Here is a 20,044-nt window from a genome sequence, read left to right as displayed (position 1 = left end):
CATAATTGCTGCCGCCACAGTCAATGCGGTTGGTGTGGAAAAGAAAGAATTAAGCAGACAACCCATTAAGATAATCGCAACCAATACGCGCGACAGTTCCAGCAGCAATAAGGGGCCTCGGCTGTATTTACGGCTGAGCCAGATAGCAGAATAGGCTTTGCGGTTAGAACGTTTGAAAATCAGCGCCCATAGAAATGGAGAAATCAGCAGGAAGGTAATCCCGAACAGCACCGAGTTGGTAATGTAATTTTCAGGGATTTTGGTATGAAGCTGATCGGCGAGCTGGCGAGAGGAAGCGAGGATAATGCCGACTACAACCACCGAGTTCAAAACCACCGTTTGAACATAAGCTTTCAGGATTTCCTGCCATTGGGTTGTTTGCGTAATTGTGGAAGTGCTTGAACTGTACCGATTGAGGTAATGCCGCCATTTCTCAGGCAAATGCTTCTCAAACCAATGATAAAATGGTTCGGAAGCCTTCATCATGTAAGGCGTCGTAAATGTGGTGATAACAGATACTCCGACGGCGATAGGATACAGGAAGTTGCTGGTAACGTGCAGGGACAGTCCCAGATTGGCAATAATAAACGAAAACTCACCAATCTGCGAAAGGCTCATTCCAGATTGCATTGACTTCTTTAAAGGTTGCCCGGAGATAACCGCTCCCATCGTTACAAATGCGGTTTTTCCAGCAATTACCACAAACACCAGGATCATCGTAGGTACAGCATACTCTACCAGCAAGCCCGGATTAATCAGCATACCTACGGAGATAAAAAAAACCGCTCCGAAAAGATCTTTCAGCGGTTTCAGCAGGTGCTCAATTTTTTCAGCATGTGTGGTTTCGGCCAGAATGGAACCCATGATAAACGCCCCTAATGCAGCCGAAAATCCGGCCTGTGTAACCAGGAAGACCATTCCAAAACATAGCGCTACTGAAGTAATCAGTACGCTTTCATCATTCATCAAATTCCGGTACTTTCTGAGCAATGTCGGAAAGACAAAAATCCCTCCCAGGAACCAGAGCGTTAAAAAGAAGAATAATTTCAGAATGGATTGGAGCAATTCGTAACCCGCAAATTGCTGACTGATTGACAAGGTGGAAAGCAACACCATCAGCAATACCGCCGTAAGATCTTCGATCACCAGAATGCCAAGTACCACGCGGGTGAACTTTTGGGTCTTTATTCCCAATTCATCAAAAGCGCGAAAAATGATTGTGGTGGATGAGATGGCGATAATACCACCCAGAAAAAGGCTGTCCGTTTTGCTCCAACCCAGTAGCTGGCCTGTGGCAAAGCCAGTGATCAGCATCATACTAACTTCAAAAAGACCGGTTATCGCGGCAGTATTGCCGACTTTGACCAGCTTTTTGAAACTAAACTCAAGACCGAGATTGAAAAGCAAAAAGATAACCCCTATTTCCGCCCAGATTTCAATTGTCTTGATATCTGTGATGGTGGGGAACAAATGAAAATTGGGACCTACAAGTAATCCGGCCAATATATAACCCAGTACAATAGGCTGCTTTAATTTCTTAAAGATCAGGGTAATAATCCCCGCCATTGTAAGAATTAATGAAAGGTCTACGATCAGTTGAGGAACATGCGTCATGAAGGATTGGGTTGTGGGATATCAATGAAAGATCAATAAAATACAAAAAGCCTCTGACGAATCAAAGGCTTTTGTAGTACAAAAATGAAATTTTGTGAGCGTGGTTTTTAACCTACACTGCCTTCTAGACTGATTTCCAGTAGCTTCTGTGCTTCCACTGCAAACTCCATCGGAAGTTGATTCAGTACTTCCTTTGCATATCCATTTACGATCAATGCAACTGCCTGCTCTGTCGGAATACCGCGCTGGTTGCAGTAAAAGAGGATATCTTCTCCAATTTTTGAAGTAGTCGCTTCGTGCTCAACCGTAGCGGTTGTGTTGCTTACTTCAATGTAAGGAAATGTATGTGCCCCGCATTTGTCTCCCAAAAGAAGGGAATCGCATTGCGAGAAGTTACGTGCCTTGTCAGCTCTTTTGAAAACCTGAACCAAACCGCGATAAGAGTTCTGGCTGTTTCCGGCCGAGATACCTTTTGAAACAATCCGGCTTTTGGTATTTTTTCCAACGTGGATCATTTTGGTACCGGTATCCGCCTGCTGCATGTTATTGGTAACTGCCACAGAATAGAACTCGCCAATCGAGTTGTCACCTTTTAAAATCACCGAAGGATATTTCCAGGTAATCGCTGAGCCGGTTTCAACCTGCGTCCAGGAGATTTTAGAGCCTTTTCCGTCACAAAGTCCGCGCTTGGTTACGAAGTTGTAAATACCGCCTTTCCCGTCTTTATCGCCAGGGTACCAGTTTTGCACAGTCGAGTATTTCACATTTGCATTCTCATGCGCGAAAATCTCTACTACCGCTGCGTGTAACTGATTTTCGTCACGCATTGGTGCAGTACAACCTTCAAGGTAACTCACGTGGCTGTCTTCGTCACCAATAATCAAAGTGCGCTCGAACTGACCTGTACCGGCTGCATTGATACGGAAATAAGTGGAAAGCTCCATCGGGCAACGTACGCCTTTCGGGATATACACAAAAGATCCATCAGAGAAAACCGCAGAGTTCAATGCTGCATAATAGTTATCGCGCGGCGGAACGACCGATCCCAGATATTTTTTTACCAGTTCAGGATGTTCACGAATTGCTTCGCTGATTGAGCAGAAGATAATCCCTTTCTCCTTTAAGGTGCCTTTGAAAGTCGTAAAAACAGATTCCGAATCCATAACTGCGTCAACCGCAATGCCTGAAATTCTTTTTTGTTCATTCAATGAGATTCCCAGTCTTTCAAAAGTATTGCGCAACTCAGGATCAATATCTTCAATGCTTTCTACCGGTTTCTTCTTTTTGGGTGCAGAGTAATACTTGATATCCTGGAAATTGATTTCGGGATAATGTACGTTCGGCCATTTTGGCTCCTTCATACCCAGCCACAAATGGTAAGCTTTCAAACGCCACTCCAACATCCATTCCGGCTCATTTTTCTTCGCCGAAATAAATCTTACAATATCATCACTAAGACCTGCAGGAGCTTCATCCGCCTCAATATCAGTTACAAAGCCGTATTTATATTCCGAACTGGTGATTTCCTCCAACAATTCTTCTTCTTTGCTCATAGTCTTTAATTTATCACGCTGTGTTGCTAATTAAGTTAACACAGACAAGCGTTATTCAGTTTATCAGGAGGTCAAAAATACGCAAAAAAGTCGACTTACCCGGGTTTGCGGGGAACATTAAAGGTAGCTACCAGACGACAGGTAATTCTTCACATAATCAGAAACACCTTCTTCCAAACTGGTAAAAGGCTTGTCGTAACCGATCGTGCGCAGCTTGTTCATATTCGCTTCCGTGAAGTACTGGTATTTGTCGCGGATATCTTCCGGGGTATCTATATACGAGATATCCGGCGTTTTGTCCATTGCTGCAAAAGTACTTAGCACCAGGTCTTTGAAAGTCCGCGCCTGGCCTGTTCCCAGGTTGTAGATACCTGAATTTTTACGGTGGTGCATGAAATAAATGCACACGTCGATCAGGTCTTTTACATAGATGAAATCGCGCATTTGCTCTCCATCCTTGAAGTCGGGATTGTGCGAGCGGAACAGCTTCATCTTATCTGTTGCCTTTATCTGATTGTAGGCGTGGAAAATCACCGACGCCATTCTTCCTTTATGGTATTCATTCGGGCCGTACACATTGAAGAATTTCAGACCGACCCAGAAAATAGGCTTTTTTTCCTGCTGCAATGCCCAGATATCAAACTCATTTTTGGAGTCACCGTAAGGATTGAGCGGTTTTAACTGGGATAGTGTAGTTTCATCGTCATCATAACCCAGTTCGCCTAGACCGTAAGTAGCGGCCGAAGAGGCGTAAACAAGCGGGACCTGATAGGCAACACACTTTTCCCAGATTGACTTGGAGTAGTTTACATTCAGTTCGTCAAAGATATTTTTGTCAAATTCAGTTGTATCTGTACGAGCGCCGATATGAAAAATAAACTCGATATCGCGGCTGTTAGCGTCAATCCAGCTGAACAATGCATCCCGTTCCACGCGCTCCTTGATGATCTTGCCTTCCAGGTTTTCGGCCTTCTCAATTTTTGAAAAATCATCCACTGCGATGATGTTTTTGAAACCATCCTGATTGAGACGGCTGATCAATCCGCTACCGATAAATCCGGCTGCACCTGTTACGATAATCATAGGAAGATTGTGTGGTTATAGGATTCTTTTTGATGATACACTTGTTGATCTGCAAAACTACGGATACAAAATGTAATTTTGCATCCGATTTCCAAAGTGCATAGAAGTTTATGATTTACGTAACCAGAAAAGAGCATTTCAACGCAGCTCACCGGCTTTTTAATCCGGCTTGGTCAGAAGAGAAGAACCAGGAGGTATTTGGCCCCTGTGCAAATAATAATTGGCACGGACACAATTTTGAACTGATTGTAACTGTCAAAGGCAAGCCCGATCCTGACACCGGATTTGTGATAGATCTGAAAGTGCTGGGCGATATTGTGAAGCAGAAAGTGGTGGATAAAGTGGATCATAAAAACCTGAATCTGGACGTGGATTTTATGGCCGGCAAAATGGCTTCGTGTGAAATTTTTGTCATGGAAATATGGAACATCCTCGCGCCCGCCATCTCAGAAGTAGCCCCCCATTCAAAGCTGCATTACATTAAGCTGATCGAGACTCCGAAGAATTTTGTGGAGTATTATGGGGAATAAGGAGGAAGGAGGACGGAAGAAAGGGAGGAAGGAAGGTTGGAATTAACTGACTAACTGACTAACTGACTAACTCACTAACTCACTATTCGGTCATTCAATCATTCACTCATTCAATCATTGAAATACTACCTAGTTGCCGGAGAGCGTTCGGGGGATCTGCATGGATCGAACCTGATCAGAGGGATTAAAGAAAATGACCCGGCGGCTGAGTTTCGCGGTTGGGGCGGTGATTTGATGCAGGCGGAAGGGTTGGACCTGGTAACACACTACAAAGACACTGCTTTCATGGGTTTCCTGGAAGTGATCAAGAACCTTCGCACTATTTCAGGGTTTTTGAAAAAATGCAAAGCTGATATCATAAGCTACCAGCCCGACGCACTGATCCTCATTGACTATCCCGGCTTCAACCTGCGCATTGCTGCATTTGCGAAGAAAAAAGGCATTAAGGTATTTTACTACATTTCACCAAAGGTTTGGGCCTGGAACCAGAAACGCGCCTGGAAGATCAAGCAGAATGTCGATCACATGTTCGTGATCTTTCCGTTTGAAATCGACTTCTATAAAAAGTTTGACTACAAGGTGGATTATGTTGGTAATCCATTAATGGACGCAATCTCCACATTCAAACCTGATCCCGATTTCAAGACCAAAAACAACATTGGTACCAAGCCGGTTATTGCATTGCTGCCCGGCAGCCGGAAACAGGAAATTCTTGGCATGCTGGATGTGATGCTTTCCATTCAGCCCCAATTCCCGGAATACCAGTTTGTAATAGCAGGTGTGAAAAACCTGCCCGCTGAGCTTTATGCCAAAGCCGATCTTTCGGGAAAGTCTGTGGTAGTATATGAAAGTACTTACGATTTGCTCCACATTGCCGCGGCTGCATTGGTAACTTCGGGAACAGCTACATTGGAAACCGCGCTTTTCAAAGTCCCGGAAGTTGTTTGTTACAAAACAAGCGGCATTTCCTACGCCATCGCTAAGCGCCTCATTCGTGTTCCATTCATTTCGCTGGTCAACCTGATTATGGATAAAGAAGTTGTCAGAGAGCTGATCCAGGATGAACTGAATGAAAGGCTACTTGCCGACGAGCTGAGAAGTATCTTGCCTGGCGGGGCGAAACGTGAGATTCAGCTCAAAGATTATCAGGTACTTGGAGACAAAGTAGGCGGCCCGGGTGCTTCACAGCGAGCGGGTAAATTGATCAAGAATTATATATAGATAAATTATATATAAAATTTTTGTTAGTTTAGGTTGGAGTCCCTACATTTAAGTTGTGATTATTACAAGAATTATTAACAACTAAACTGGTGCCAGATGAAAACTATCTCAACAAACCTGCACAAGCCGGCCGCATTCCCGGCATTTCTCCTGATTCTCATAGTTAGTATTTGCATTGCATCTTGCAAAAAGGAGCAAAATCAAGATATTGTCATCACCGGCGATCTGCTGAGTTCCAACTCCGTGATAGAAGGTAAAATGCTGTATCTCGGTAATAACCGCACGCGCGAGTTCATGGATTCAGTGATTGTGAAAAATGGTAAGTTCGAATTCAGAATAAAGGCGGGCGAAGACTTTGTGCCTGTAAAAAGCAGCATTCTTTACGCAACTGGAAATCCGAAATGGCCCTATCAGCTGTTAGGTTATAAAAACCCGTACTTCGCAAAGACGCAGGAAAGTGCCATTTATGCGGACAAAGGTGAAATGCATTTAAGACGGGATACTACATTGAAAGTTGCCGGCCGCGATCTGGTAAGTTTTACCATTGAAAATCCAAACAAGCAAACACAGGCTGCATTCAGGCACCTCGCATTCAGGAAAAATCCGGGAGGATCAGCTGAGATAACTAAATTCAATGTGGATTTGGCCAGGAAGTACTCTTATTCAGTTGACCTTCTGAACCAGCTTGAATGGTCGAAGAAAGATGTTGATGAAAAAGAGCTGACAGCATTGATCGCATTGTTCGAGCCGGAGCTTCAAAAGACAGTTTACTTTCAAAAAATCAACACATACCTCAAAGTTGACAAATCCACCGGCGCTCAATTCCCTTCGGATCTTTCACTGAAAGCGCCGGATAATACACTTACAAAACGTATTTTGGATAATAATGCGGAGTACAACCTGGTAGTTTTCTGGGCAAGCTGGTGCGGGCCCTGCCGGCAGGAGATTGTTCAGCTTAAAAAGCTTTATGCACAACATAAAAACCGCGTGACCATTACCAGCATTTCTACCGACACGAACGCTGCTGCCTGGAAAAATGCATTGAAACAGGAGAAAATGCCCTGGAAACAGTTTATCGCAGATGAAGAATCAATGGTTGTGCTTGATAGTAAATACAACCTGCAATCCATTCCGGTTACCCTGCTTTTCGACTCGGGTAAAAACCTCATTGAACGGAAGCTTGGTTACGATGTCGACGAAGAAAGTGTTGATTCAATTGTCGAGCTGCATTTGCTTGGCAAGAAGTAACCCTGCAAATGCAAGCCGGCTCAGCCGAATACCTCTTCCAGGTTAATTGTCAGCTCGGGGAAAATAGTGGAAGTTAATTTCGAGATCGCAGGTTGAAGACCAACGTATTTACCCTCCTCATTTAAAACATACACAAAAACAGCATTTTCCGCAGGCTCCACCAGCCAGTATTCACGCACGCCACATTCTTCGTAAAGCGTGAATTTGTTATCCATTTCTTTTTTGGAGTTGCCTGGAGATAATATCTCTATAATTAGATCAGGCGCGCCAATGCAGCCTTTATCATCAAGTTTTGCTTCATCGCAGACAATGCAGAGATCCGGCTGTACAACTGTGTAGATTTTGCCATCCGAAACATCCTGATTTTTCCGAGGCAGCCGCAGGAAGACTTGACAATAATGATTTTTAAAAAAAGAGCCGATAGACAAATGAAAATTCCCCAGAATAGTTTGGTGCTGTCTATTCGGCGCAGGTGACATCTTGAATATCTTACCTTTGATGAGTTCCAGACGCTCCTCGAACTGCCAGAGCAAATAGTCTGCGTAAGTATAAGTTCCGTTTAAATCCAGCTGGTTGATATTTGTGATCGTCGCTTGCATAGTATGTCGTTGTTTTCTACAAATCTATTAAAATCAGGAAAAAACCAGCTTTCCAATTATCAAGTCTTACGTTTCTTCTTTCTAGCGGAAGGAAAGAGGATGTTATTGAGTATTAAACGGTAACCCGGCGAGTTGGGGTATAAATTCAAGTCTGTCGGCATTCTGCGGCCGCCTCCGCCGCGGCCTTCCGGATCGTGGCCGCCGTAGAAAGTCCATTGCCCACGGCCCATTTCACCATAAATGTACCGGTCGGAAGAGCTGCTCGTTCCCATCACCAGTGCGCTCGGTTTGACGGTGTATTTGCTGAATGCGGTAGTCTGACCGAAAAACTCGCGGATCAGGTTTTCATGATTTTGAACCAGCATCGCAGGTATTACGTCCCATTTGGCTGAGAAGTCGAACAGGGAGAAATATACATCGTTCTCGCCCCAGCTGCGGTACCTGCCGGCAGAGGAATTGATATCCGAGAAGTTCATCCCCTCATATTCATCAAGCTGCAACTTGAAATTGTGAAAGGCAAAAGTTTTTTCAAAGTCGAGCTTGGATTGTGCGTCGGGGTCAATTCCGTCTCCGTCGAGGTTATCTACAATATCAATTCCCTCGGCCGCCAGTGCAATGTCGAAAGTCTCCGCACCGGAGCACATCGCGAACAGAAACCCGCCGCCAGCACAAAACTCTTTGATCAATTTGGCCACCGCCAGCTTCATCTGCGGTACTTTGGCGTAACCAAACCGATTTGCGATTGCTTCCTGCGCTTTGATATCCTCCTGGGAAGTCCGCCGCAGGTTTTTACCAAACTGTCCCGTAAAATCTTCGTGATGCAAATGCAGCCAGTCATATTTCGGCAATTCTCCTTTTAGTATCTCTTCATCATAAATCACCTCAAAAGGGATTTCGGCGTATTTCAAAACCAGTAAAACTGCGTCGGTATTCTCAAATTCTGCCGGACTGATCTTAATAGGGGAGTAAACGGCAATTTTGGCTGCCTTGTGCAGCTTCACCACATCCATATTAATGCTCGGATTGCTGATCTCACTGACAAGCTGCGCGCTCGCAGCTTCCGACATTACCTCATAGGAAATCGCCCGCAGCTTGCATTCATTCTCAATATACTTGCTATACTGAACCTTAAAGCTGCCCCCGCGGTAGTTGAGCAGCCACTCCACGTCGATATCCCCTTTGAGCAAAATATAAGCAAGCCCGTACGCTTTCAGGTGATTTGTCTGCGACTTATCCATCGGGATCAGAATCTGATTGGCCAGTGAAATTTGTGCAGTAAGTACCAGAAGAAGCAGGATAGAAGTCTTTTTCAGCATTGTGACAGACAATTTTAATCCGGGACTTTATGGAAACGGGAGGTAACCAAATTTAACGAATTAAAATCATTTTACAGAACTGGTATTCAGCTTTTTGTATCAAAACCAAAGCAGAATACCAATAATCAAAATCCTGACACTTATCTGAAAAAAAGCTAACAGCCAATTGCTGATAGCTAGTATCCCATTATGAAAAACGGATCACATGCTTGAAAGGTGTGAAGCCGGTCAGGAACACTGTCGGCGCATCCATCTGAGGCAATGCGCCGCGCAGTGCGATGTTTTTATGCAAAGCAGTTCCCGGGCCGAAAGAAATGGTATCATCGTTGAAGCGGTAAGTCCCGATTTGGTCCTTTAAGAGCCATGAATCTTTCGTATTTTCAATCTTAACAACCCCTTTCAGCTCGCCGCCCGGACGGAAGATCAGTTCCAATGCGGCAGGTACCCGCTCGGTTCCGCTGGTGGTTACCTCTACCTCCATTCCGTCCGTAGTTTCTTTGATACGCACCTTGGTTTCCAGCAGCTGTACTTCGCTCTGCGGTCGGTTGGCGCGCGGCATTTTCTCCCAGTCGCCATCGTTCGGCAGCGATTCTTTCGGGTAAGGTTGAAAATAAGGTCCGTCCAGTTTTTGGGTCAGCTCCCAGGTATCTCCGTTCTGAACAATCTTTTCGGACTGGAATTGGCCTTTTCCAAAGAATGAGGAAGCGAACCGTAACCCCTGCAAAACTGCATTGCCTTTCATGAATGTGAAGAATACCGGATTGTTGGCGATCAGCGTAGAGTCGCGGTTGTCGCGACGAATGCGCACCAGACCGGAGTTCGCGAATGTTTTTACATAGCTTACCGGATATGGTTTTTCTGCCGGCAACTCTACCCATAGAGAAGGATCCGTAAGGAAATAATCGATGAATGCGCCTGTTTTTGGTCCCGCTGTTTTCTCGATCATGCGGCACATTGCTGCATACTGCGGGTTTTTGTCTTTAATTGCGAGGTAACGGTAAGGATAGTAGTAGTTTTCCAAAGTCCCGATTACTGCCTTATCCTGCCGCCCTGACGCGTCAGTCACAACCTCTCCATTCGGATGCACATAGTACATGGTCATGTTCAGGTTTTTACGGACATTGTCGAGCAGCTCTGGCTTTTTCATGCCTTTGGCGATGGTAATCAGCAGCCTGTCAGTAAGAGAGGAATAGATGAATGTACTCTTTTCATTGTACTGCCCGTCTGCATCCATATCAATGCGTTCGCCCAGCCACTGTTCAATGCGGCTGACGTATTTGGGATTGGGCCAAAGCTCATTTAACCGGGTCAATGCAGCAGACACCACCCAGCGGTGATTGGGTGTGTGGATACCGCCCACGCTCAATGCTTCCCCGCATTTGAGCAGGAAAGTTTTCAGGTTGGCCAGCACTTTGTCTGCACCCGGCGTACCCGATTTTTCCATTAACATATAAGCCATCGCGAGTCTCTTAACCAGGAAACCGGTATCGGGTGTTGAATGGAAATTGGTTGAAAGCAGATCGATAGTGCCGTCGCTGTGCTGCGTTTTGATCAGATATAGTACCGCCAGGTTTACGCTGGCAAGCAGGTCGGTGGATTTATAGTATTTGGAAGAAGGTGAGAAAAGTCCCGCTGAGCCGCATTGTACCAAGGCGGAGGTACTATGCGGATTGAGTATGTCAAATCCGTCACGAAGACCGCCTAAGTCCGGGCTATCAGTGTCTTTTACCTGGTACTTGCGCAAAGACTCAATGCTGGTATCATTCCGGGCAATCATTTCCAGGAGCCAGGGCGGCATTTGTTCGGCTGATCTACGGGCGACTAAATAAGTGGGTGAAATAGTGGCTACTGAACAAATAGCGAGCGCGCTGTTTTTGACAAAATGTCTTCTATCCATGGAATTGAGTTATTCTTTATGGATAAAAAGGGCTCAATGCACACGGGTTACTATGTAGGTACTCATTTATTTACATTTAATCACACTTTACCAATACTTTCAATGAACTTTGGAGCGGCGCGGTTTCGCGATGCCTGCTCATACGCATATGCGATCCCGATCAGTTCAGGCTCACTGAATGCGCGGCCCAGAAAGGAGATGCCGACAGGTAGCTCGCTGACATTTCCCATTGGGACAGTAATGGAGGGAAATCCTGCAATAGCCGCAGGTCCGTACGATCCATATCCTGTCCAGAAATCGCCGTTAACCGGATCAATGCACCAGGAGGCGCCCGTTGCTGGTCCGCAGCACGCGTCCAGTTTATTCTTTTCAAATTCGCGGTTAAGCAGATCGGCTACCTGATTGATCTTACGTAAAGCTGCCTTGTATTCCTTACTTTCCAGATCGCCTTTTTGCTGGGACGTTTCAAATAACTCCTGCTGAAAATAGGGCATTGCTTTCGCTTTATTGGCATTGTTAAATGCAATCAGACCTTCCAGTGACTTTACTTTTGCATTCGAACCGGCAAGGTACCGGTTCACGCCGTCCTTGAATTCAAATTGCAGCAGGTCCGATTCCGCGCCTTCGGTGTCCTGTGCCTTCATAAATTCGATTTCCACGATTTCTGCACCCAGACTTCTCATCTGGTCCAGCGCTTTTTTGAGCAGCGAGTCGATTACTTCATGTTGTTTCAAAAACGATTTCTCAACGCCAATGCGCTTACCTTTTAATGCGTCGCGGTTTAGGAATTTCAGGTAATCGGGAATTGGTTTGTTGCCTGCATACCTGGCCGGGTCTACGGGATCCGCCCCGGTGATTACCGTGAGCAATGCAGCCGCGTCAGCTACTGTCCTGCCAAACGGGCCGGCTATATCCTGTGTTCTGGAGATAGGAATAATGCCACTCCGGCTCACAAGTCCAACGGTCGGCTTGATACCAACTACCCCGTTCATAGATGCCGGGCAGGCGATAGAGCCATTTGTTTCAGTTCCAATTGCAACCGCGCAAAGGTTTGCCGCCACAGCTACCCCTGAACCCGAACTTGACCCGCAAGGCGAACGATCGAGTACATAAGGGTTTTTGGTCTGTCCGCCTCTGCTGCTCCAGCCACTGGAAGAGCGGCTCGAACGGAAGTTGGCCCACTCGCTCAAATTCGTTTTTCCAAGGATCACCGCACCTGCTTCCCGTAGCTTTTTTACAACAAATGCATCTTTCGACGCGATGTTTCCAGCCAATGCAATGGAGCCGGCGGTAGTTTGCATTTTATCCGCAGTATCAATGTTGTCTTTGATCAGGACAGGTATCCCATGGAGCGGCCCGCGCAGCTTCCCGTTTTTTCGTTCCTGGTCCATCGCGTCAGCAATACTTAGTGCATCGGGGTTGAGTTCGATGACTGACTTTAAAGCCGGACCGTTTTGGTCTATGGTTTTGATCTGATTGAGGTAATATTCGGCGAGCTTGCGAGCACTTAGTTTGTTTTCCTGCATCAACCGTTGCATTTCCGCGACAGCCATTTCCTTGATATCGTTTTCGGAAGCCTTTTCCGATGTCCGTTCTTTGGACTGACTGGTACATTCTGAAATAGTAAATGCAAAAGGAGCGAGGCTTGCGGCGGAAGCAAGGTTAATGAAGGTTCTTCTTTTCATCTGGAGTAAAACAAACGTGTTTGGACTGCTTAGATGCAATATACTCTTTTCAAAAATCTGTCGCGCGGGTTCAAAGTGTTGAAAAACTTGCCTGCATGATGCTGGAATTTCGAATTCCTGTTTGATTATACGATTTTACCATCAAAGATTTCGTAGAATGTTGTAATACTTATACTACAATGCTGACTCCCAGCGATTAGAATCATTAAAAATTTCTTAAAAAATGCTAAAATCATCCAAAAAATAATGATGGCATGATTATTTAATTTAATTTTGAAAAGGAATAGTACCATATAAATTTTTGGAATATGAGCATACTGTCAAACGTCATATATTATTGCGGGAAGTTTTTCTTTGCAACCATTTTGTTCGTCGCGATGATAATCTCAACCATCGTATCCCTGCCCTTCATTGGCGCGGGTCTGATCAAGGACGCAATGAATTCACATCATAACCACGCCGACAGGAATAGTCTTCTGGATTACTACGGCTGACAAGGGTATACCGCAATAATTACAGGGTATGAACCGGGAGGTTCGTACCCTTTTTTTGTGTCTGGTGTTTCAAAAATCAATTTTACTGGACCTCAAACCGTTCAAATGCTGTAATTTTCGCATTCGTTTCTTTCCATATCCGCATGAATTATTTCCGCATTCTCGCTTTCCTCCTGATTTTCAGTGCACCTCAGTTCGTCTTCGCGCAGGAGACACGTTACAGCTTTGAAAAAGGACTGATGGGTTCTCCGTTCAAGCTTGTGTTTTACACAACAAGCGATACACTCGCCAAACTTGCCGCCGACAATGCATTTCACAGGGTGGAGGAGCTGAATGAGATCATGAGCGATTACCGCGATGGGAGTGAGATCAACCGGCTTTCTGCGCAGTCGGGTAGCGGCAAGTGGGTTCCGGTGAGTAAAGATCTTTTCGACATACTTGCCATTTCGCAGGATATAAGTAAAAAGTGCGACGGCGTATTTGACGTGACGCTAGGGCCGGTAGTTCAGATGTGGCGGCATGCAACGCGGAAAGGTACTTTTCCAAGCGAGCAGGAAATTGCCGAAGCGAGGTCAAAAACGGGCTTTAATAAAATGAAACTGAATCCTAAAAACCGGAGTGTGCTGCTCACGCAAAAGGGAATGCGGCTGGATATCGGCGGTTTGGGGAAAGGTTTCGCCGCTGAGGAAGCGCTGAAAGAATTGAAAAAGCTGGGCATTACTTCGGCAATGATGGATGCAGGCGGAAAAATCGTGATGACCAATCCGCCTCCGGGAACAGACGGATGGAACATTACCATTTCTAATGGAAGCGATTCATTGAAAACCATAAAGCTAGCCAATACCTCACTGGCTACTTCGGGACCTACTTACCGGTATATGGAATATAAAGGCGTGAGGTACTCACACATTGTTGATCCGGAAACAGGGATCGGGCTGCTGTTCCATGTCCGCACTACCGCCATTTGCGACGGTGGTACTATCTCCGACGCGCTTGCTACTGCATTCAGTGTGGCAGGGATAGAGAAGAGCAAAAAAATGCTTAAAAGATTTCCGGGTACGAAGGTGTGGCTTGTAGAAAGAAAAGGAGAGCAGGTAAGAGAGTGGAGCACACTTTCGAAGTAATTTAAATTTTTGCATTATTCCGCGAAACCGTTCCCCTGAACGAATATTTTAAACAACCGTTTAAAATATTCGTTTCATACGCTTGTACAAGTCGAATTTACTCCTGACATTTGAACCACGGATTTAGTAAAAGCTTGTTTTAGAAACCAATTTCAACCTAACTATTCGACATTGTGAAGTGCGTATCTGAAAAAAGTGAGGACAAGATCAGAGAAGCGGCGAGGCGGGTTTTCCTGAAAAAAGGTTTCGATGGCACTACATCCCGCGATATCGCCAAAGAGGCTGATATGAATATTGCCCTAACCAACTACTACTTCAGAAGTAAGGAGAAGTTGTTTATGGAGATATTCAAGGATCTGATGGAAATGTATTTCCAGAACATTATCCATATCCTGAACAAGCCGATTGATATCAAAACAAAGATTTCCGAGGTAGTTGAAAACAATTACCGCATGATGAGACAGGAGCCAGACCTGGTCATTTTTATCATGAATGAAATCCACAAGGAACCGGAAAGATTGTTGGTGAAATTGTCGCTGTATAGTCAGCTCAAATCAACGCTGTTTAACCAGCAACTTGCCGAGGGAATTGAAAGCGGGGTTTTGCGCCCGGTACCAATGGAAAGCATCTTGCCTTTGATGACAAGCTGCATTGAGTTCCTGTTTTTGGGCAAAGAAATGCACCAGCGGATTTTCGGGATTTCCGAAGAAGATTTTGAGGCTTTTGCCGAAAATCACAAGGAGCACGTGAAGTCGATGATTTGTAATTACCTGATCCTCGAAAAGTGAGATTTTAAGAAGGCGGGAGCGTAGCGACCTAAAATGAACAATTATTCAACGTTTGACTGTCGCTTATCCACCGGTTCAACCGCCGGTAATTTTAGAGTTGGAGCAGAGTGCGGGTGGTCTCATATTGATCAACGTTAAATACAAATCTGAAAAGATGGTCACAGAAGGCAGCAAGGCGGCTCAGGAACCATGGTAAGTATTTTTGCAGAGAGGGGCCGTTAGTTTTGGGTAAAAGCCTTAGTTTCGTATTAAGTCCAGACAATGAACAAATTAAGGATTTATCCACCCAGTATCTGCTTTTGCAAGTCAATCAATTCAAGAGTAACAGGAGACCTGAAAGAGTGTTATTACATTTACACAGATCCGCCAAAAAGGCAAGAATAGCAAAACCTCATTGAAGATTTAATCGGTTTTTAACGGTAAAATACAAAAAGAGCAGGCAGTTTTGTGAACCAGAAGAAAAGGTATGTGGTTAACCCGTTAATCCGAAAGATTGTATACGTAAAAATGGCCACCTGACGCCTCCCGGCACCCCCTAAAAGAAGCTGTTGATTCTGACATTAATTATTTATGGGTAAAAAACTAAATAAGCGCATAGCCGAATTCAAAGACGCGGCAGCCATCAAGGCAAAAGGTCTTTATCCCTTTTTCAGACCCATTGAATCCGGTCAGGATACGGAGGTGATTATCAACGGGAAAACCGTTCTGATGTTCGGGTCTAACTCTTACCTGGGACTTACTTCACATCCGTACATTATTGAAGCTGCTCAAAAAGCGGCCCAGAAATATGGAACAGGCTGTGCAGGGTCACGTTTCCTGAACGGAACACTGGACATTCACGAGGAACTGGAACGCAGGCTTGCCAAATACACGGGCAAAGAAGGTGCTGTATTGTTCAGTACCGGCTACCAGGCCAACCTGGGCGCACTTTCCTGTCTTACCGGTAGAAATGACTATCTCATTCTGGATGAAAGTGACCATGCTTCGATCATCGATGGCAGCCGGCTTTCATTTTCAAAAGTGATTAAATACGCCCATAACGATATGCAGGACCTTCGCAAAAAGCTGAGCCTGCTACCCGAGGAAGCCGACAAACTGATCGCTACCGACGGTATTTTCAGTATGGAAGGTGATATCGTAAAGTTGCCTGAGCTGAATGCAATCGCAGCGGAATACGATGCCACCGTGCTGGTGGACGATGCGCATAGTTTGGGCGTAATCGGCGAAAAAGGCGCCGGAACTGCCTCTTACTTCGGGCAAACAGACACTACTGACCTGGTAATGGGCACATTCAGCAAGTCACTGGCTTCATTGGGCGGGTTTATTGCCGGGGACGCTGCGACGATCGATTACCTGAAACACCGCGCCCGCTCGCTGATGTTCAGTGCGAGTATGACGCCGGCTTCCGTGGGAAGTACATTGGCTGCATTGGATATCATCGAGTCAGAGCCCCATCACATTGAACGGCTTTGGGCTAATACCAGGTACGCCAAAGAATTGTTGTTGTTCAACGGATTTGATCTTGGTCAAACCGAAAGTCCGATCCTTCCATTGTATATCAGGGACAATGACAAAACCTTTATCATGACAAAACGTTTGCAGGATGAAGGCGTATTTGTTAATCCGGTAGTCTCGCCCGGAGTACGTCCGGAGCAGTCGCTGATCCGGTTTTCTCTGATGGCCACACATACTTTCAGTCAGATTGAAGAAGCAGTTGATAAAATATCACGCATTTATCGGGAAGTATGTCCGGAGGCCATTATTGAAAGACAAAGACTATGAAGCGAATTGTACCCGTAAACTCTTCGGGGGATCTCAAAACATTTATTGATTTTCCCCACTCCCTCTATAAAAATGATAAGAGCTATGTTCCTGAGCTGTTTATCGCTCAGCAGGATATGCTTACCCCGGGCAAGCACCCGTTTTACGAACATTCTGAGGTAAAGCTTTTCCTGGCTTATGAAGGGGAAGAGATTGTGGGCCGGATCGCTGCCATTTTTAATACCAATCACAATGCGTTTACGGAACGCAATGATGGGTTCTTTGGATTTTTTGATACAATAAACGACCAGGAAACGGTTAATCTGCTTCTCAAAGAAGCGTCCGGCTGGCTGAGAGAAAAAGGTGCCAATACGCTTTGGGGCCCGGTGAACTTATCCACAAACGACACCTGCGGGCTGCTGATTGAAGGTTTCGACCGCCCGCCTGTGGCCATGATGCCTTACAATGCGCCTTACTACCAGCAGTTACTGGAAAATGCCGGACTGGTAAAGAAGACGGATCTGTTCGCTTACGAAATCACGACCCGCGAGGTAAACGACCGTTCGGTGCGCCTGTTGGATGCACTGGAAACCAGGCTCAAAAAAAGCGGTATTGTAATCCGCCCCATTGACCTGAAAAAATTTAAGGAAGAAGTGGTCAAGATCAGGGAGGTATATAATTCTGCCTGGGACAAGAACCTGGGCTTTGTCCCGATGACCGAAAACGAGTTCAACTATCTCGCAAAAGATCTGAAAATGATCCTTGACCCTGATTTTTGTCTTGTTGCTGAAAAAGATAACAAACTGATCGGGTTCATATTAGGGATACCTGATATCAACCAGATTCTGATAAAAATAAAAAAAGGCCGCTTGTTGCCTACCGGTATTTTCAAACTGCTTTTTGGTAAAAAGAATATCAAAGGCCTGCGTGTATTGACGCTGGGCGTAGTGGAAGATTACCGGAAGCAAGGCATTGAAGCCTGCCTTTACGGAAGGGTGATCAAGAACGGCCGCACAAAAGGCATTAAAACTGCAGAATGCTCGTGGATGCTGGAAGATAATTATCTCATGAACCACGCTATTGAGCAGATTAACGGAAAGCTGTACAAAAAGTACCGCTTGTTCGAAAAAGCGATATGAAAGAAAGTGTGTTCATAACAGGAGCGAGCGGGTTTATCGGGTTTCACCTGGTAGAAGCTGCGCTGAACAATGGCATGGAAGTGCATGCCGCTGTAAGGCCCAGCAGCGACCTGGTATTCCTGAAAAAGCTGGCAACTGATTATCCCGCCGCGCTCAAAGTTGTGAACGTAGATTTCAACTCCCGCGAAAAACTGAAAGATTTACTCGAAGCGGGAAACTATACATACATTATTCATGCGGCAGGGGTTACCAAGGAAAAAACGGCAGCAGCCTACAACCTGGTGAATGCGCAATATTCCCTGAACCTGGCGCAGGCTGCCATGTCGGCGGATATTCCTTTGAAACGTTTTGTTTTCCTGAGCAGTCTGGCCGCGATTGGGCCGCTGAGCTACTCGGAGCAAAACCCGATTACGGAAAATACGCTGCCGGGACCAGTCACAGATTATGGAAAAAGCAAGCTGCTGGCGGAAAAGTATCTGGAAGAAGTCAGCGGGCTGCCCCTCACAATCATTCGACCCACAGCGGTTTACGGACCCGGTGAAAAGGATCTTTTTGTATTGTTCAAAACACTTTCGGGCGGACTGGATGCCTACATCGGCAACAAGCCCCAGCGATTGAGTTTTGTGTATGTGAAAGACCTGGTAGCCGCGACCCTGGCCGCACTTACTGAAAATAAGAAAGAAGTAACGGTGTACAACATTTCAGATGGGAATGCTTACGACCGCTACGCGCTGGCTGACAGGTTTAAAGAGATAAGCGGGAAAAACATCTTTCGTACACATCTGCCCATGATTCTGGTAAAATGGCTGGCAGGTCTGCTCGACATCATTTACTCCTTCTCACCGAAAACACCTGTCTTAAACAGGGAGAAGCTCAAAGAGCTGACTGCTTCAAACTGGAACTGTAGTATAGACGCAGCCCGGAACAATCTGCATTACCAGCCGCAATATGACCTGCGACAAGGACTTGCGGAGACTTTAACATGGTATAAAGAGAACAACTGGCTTTAATTCCTGCGCCCAATTTGATTTAATATCGAATCACACCATCGGAACAGCGGCACACGCCGTATGTGAACTGCCGGAGGTGGATGGGTACAACATGTGTTATGATCTTCAAAAATGAAAACAATATTTAAGTCGGTATGGTTGAAAATTGCCCCGGTAATCTGTTTGATACAGATCCTGTCCGGAGCAGCCATAGCGCAGAATACGACTACAATTAAAGGTACCGTCACCGATGCAAAAACGGGAGAAACGCTTCCATTTGTATCTGTTCTGATCCCGGGTACAACCATGGGAACAGCTTCCGACGCAGACGGTCGCTATGCATTGACCCTCCGGGAAAACTACCCGACTATCAAATTCACTTACGTAGGTTACCTGAGTGTTGAAAAACCAATTACACCCGGTATCTCGCAAACAATCGACATTAAGCTGGCGGTGGATGCTTCCATGCTGAAAGAAGTTACCGTAAAAGGAAGAGGCCGCTACCGGAACAAGGACAATCCTGCCGTGCAGCTTATCCGCGAGGTGATCGCGCACAAGGATGAGAACAAAATGGCCGGGAATGAGTATGTTGAATATGAGCAGTACGAGAAAATTTCGCTCGCATTAAGTAACCTGTCTGACGAATTCAAGGAGAAGCGCATTTTCAAAAACTACCAGTTTTTATTTAAAAGCCAGGATTCTTCGGCAATGGGCGGTAAGAATATGCTGCCTGCATTTATCGAGGAAAAGCTTTCGCAGGTTTACTTCCGGAAAAGTCCGTACACTAAAAAGCAGCGCGTGCTGGCCAGTCGTCGGGCCGAATTTGATGCCAAGTTTGTGGATAATGAAGGTTTGAGCGCTTATTTCAACAGGTTGTATGAAGATATCAACATTTATGACAATGATATTTCCATTGCTACCAACCTGCTCCTGAGCCCGATCGCAAATACGGCGCCTACTTTTTACAAATTCTTTATCCGGGATACCGTTAAAACCAATGAGC

Annotated in this window: 17 protein-coding genes; 10 read left to right on the top strand and 7 right to left on the bottom strand. The window is 45.6% G+C overall.

The features are described 5' to 3' along the window. From ACTIE6_RS25480 to rfaD, 3 genes are all read right to left on the bottom strand, one after another. Positions 1-1,614, bottom strand: a 1,614-nt coding sequence (locus ACTIE6_RS25480; RefSeq protein WP_439559303.1) for a cation:proton antiporter, incomplete at its 3' end; no start/stop codon positions are given. A gap of 107 nt (positions 1,615-1,721) precedes the next feature. Next, positions 1,722-3,167: a Fe-S cluster assembly protein SufB gene (gene sufB, locus ACTIE6_RS25475; protein WP_439559302.1), complete on the bottom strand. Its 1,446-nt coding sequence runs from the start codon at positions 3,165-3,167 to the stop codon at positions 1,722-1,724. A gap of 117 nt (positions 3,168-3,284) precedes the next feature. Then, a complete protein-coding gene (rfaD, locus tag ACTIE6_RS25470) occupies positions 3,285-4,250 on the bottom strand; it encodes an ADP-glyceromanno-heptose 6-epimerase (RefSeq protein WP_439559301.1) in 966 nt (321 codons plus the stop codon). A gap of 110 nt (positions 4,251-4,360) precedes the next feature. Between rfaD and ACTIE6_RS25465 the strand changes: the two genes are divergently transcribed. The 3 genes from ACTIE6_RS25465 to ACTIE6_RS25455 all read left to right on the top strand — a co-directional run bounded on the left by ACTIE6_RS25465 (position 4,361) and on the right by ACTIE6_RS25455 (position 7,249). After that, complete coding sequence (locus ACTIE6_RS25465) at positions 4,361-4,780, top strand: 6-pyruvoyl trahydropterin synthase family protein (protein WP_439559300.1); 420 nt, start codon at positions 4,361-4,363, stop codon at positions 4,778-4,780. A 117-nt stretch (positions 4,781-4,897) separates the two neighbouring features. Further along, positions 4,898-6,001 carry a lipid-A-disaccharide synthase gene (gene lpxB, locus ACTIE6_RS25460; protein ID WP_439559299.1) on the top strand — a complete coding sequence of 368 codons (1,104 nt, stop codon included), beginning with the start codon at positions 4,898-4,900 and terminating at the stop codon, positions 5,999-6,001. A 96-nt stretch (positions 6,002-6,097) separates the two neighbouring features. After that, positions 6,098-7,249: a thioredoxin-like domain-containing protein gene (locus ACTIE6_RS25455; protein WP_439559298.1), complete on the top strand. Its 1,152-nt coding sequence runs from the start codon at positions 6,098-6,100 to the stop codon at positions 7,247-7,249. 20 nt (positions 7,250-7,269) lie between these two features. Here ACTIE6_RS25455 and ACTIE6_RS25450 read toward each other — a convergent pair whose 3' ends face one another. From ACTIE6_RS25450 to ACTIE6_RS25435, 4 genes are all read right to left on the bottom strand, one after another. Further along, complete coding sequence (locus ACTIE6_RS25450) at positions 7,270-7,848, bottom strand: Uma2 family endonuclease (protein WP_439559297.1); 579 nt, start codon at positions 7,846-7,848, stop codon at positions 7,270-7,272. A 59-nt stretch (positions 7,849-7,907) separates the two neighbouring features. Further along, the gene (locus ACTIE6_RS25445) at positions 7,908-9,164 is read right to left on the bottom strand and encodes an asparagine synthetase B (RefSeq protein ID WP_439559296.1); all 1,257 of its coding nucleotides are present in this window, start codon (positions 9,162-9,164) and stop codon (positions 7,908-7,910) included. 187 nt (positions 9,165-9,351) lie between these two features. Beyond that, positions 9,352-11,061: a hypothetical protein gene (locus ACTIE6_RS25440; protein ID WP_439559295.1), complete on the bottom strand. Its 1,710-nt coding sequence runs from the start codon at positions 11,059-11,061 to the stop codon at positions 9,352-9,354. An 80-nt stretch (positions 11,062-11,141) separates the two neighbouring features. Then, positions 11,142-12,746, bottom strand: coding sequence for an amidase (locus ACTIE6_RS25435; RefSeq protein ID WP_439559294.1), 1,605 nt, complete (start codon positions 12,744-12,746; stop codon positions 11,142-11,144). 308 nt (positions 12,747-13,054) lie between these two features. Between ACTIE6_RS25435 and ACTIE6_RS25430 the strand changes: the two genes are divergently transcribed. The 7 genes from ACTIE6_RS25430 to ACTIE6_RS25400 form a co-directional block, all read left to right on the top strand. Further along, positions 13,055-13,240, top strand: coding sequence for a hypothetical protein (locus ACTIE6_RS25430; protein WP_056285187.1), 186 nt, complete (start codon positions 13,055-13,057; stop codon positions 13,238-13,240). 143 nt (positions 13,241-13,383) lie between these two features. After that, entirely contained in the window at positions 13,384-14,364 is a 981-nt protein-coding gene (locus tag ACTIE6_RS25425) for an FAD:protein FMN transferase (protein ID WP_439559293.1), read from the top strand. 173 nt (positions 14,365-14,537) lie between these two features. Beyond that, positions 14,538-15,152 (top strand): TetR/AcrR family transcriptional regulator, encoded by a 615-nt coding sequence (locus ACTIE6_RS25420; RefSeq protein ID WP_439559292.1) that lies wholly within the window; start codon positions 14,538-14,540, stop codon positions 15,150-15,152. Between the two features lie 570 nt (positions 15,153-15,722). Further along, positions 15,723-16,934 (top strand): serine palmitoyltransferase, encoded by a 1,212-nt coding sequence (gene spt / locus ACTIE6_RS25415; RefSeq protein ID WP_439559291.1) that lies wholly within the window; start codon positions 15,723-15,725, stop codon positions 16,932-16,934. Then, complete coding sequence (locus ACTIE6_RS25410; RefSeq protein WP_439559290.1) at positions 16,931-18,052, top strand: hypothetical protein; 1,122 nt, start codon at positions 16,931-16,933, stop codon at positions 18,050-18,052. Before spt ends, ACTIE6_RS25410 begins: the two co-directional genes overlap by 4 nt. Further along, positions 18,049-19,062 carry an NAD-dependent epimerase/dehydratase family protein gene (locus tag ACTIE6_RS25405; protein ID WP_439559289.1) on the top strand — a complete coding sequence of 338 codons (1,014 nt, stop codon included), beginning with the start codon at positions 18,049-18,051 and terminating at the stop codon, positions 19,060-19,062. The genes ACTIE6_RS25410 and ACTIE6_RS25405 overlap by 4 nt, the downstream gene beginning before the upstream one ends. Positions 19,063-19,173: 111 nt before the next feature. Continuing rightward, the coding region (locus ACTIE6_RS25400; RefSeq protein WP_439559288.1) for a carboxypeptidase-like regulatory domain-containing protein at positions 19,174-20,044 on the top strand (871 nt) is incomplete at its 3' end.

The sequence above is a fragment of the Dyadobacter sp. genome (assembly GCF_051859145.1).
GTDB lineage: Bacteria > Bacteroidota > Bacteroidia > Cytophagales > Spirosomataceae > Dyadobacter.
The sequence above is the reverse complement of the archived record's forward strand: the minus strand, read 5'-3'. Positions and strand labels throughout refer to the sequence as shown.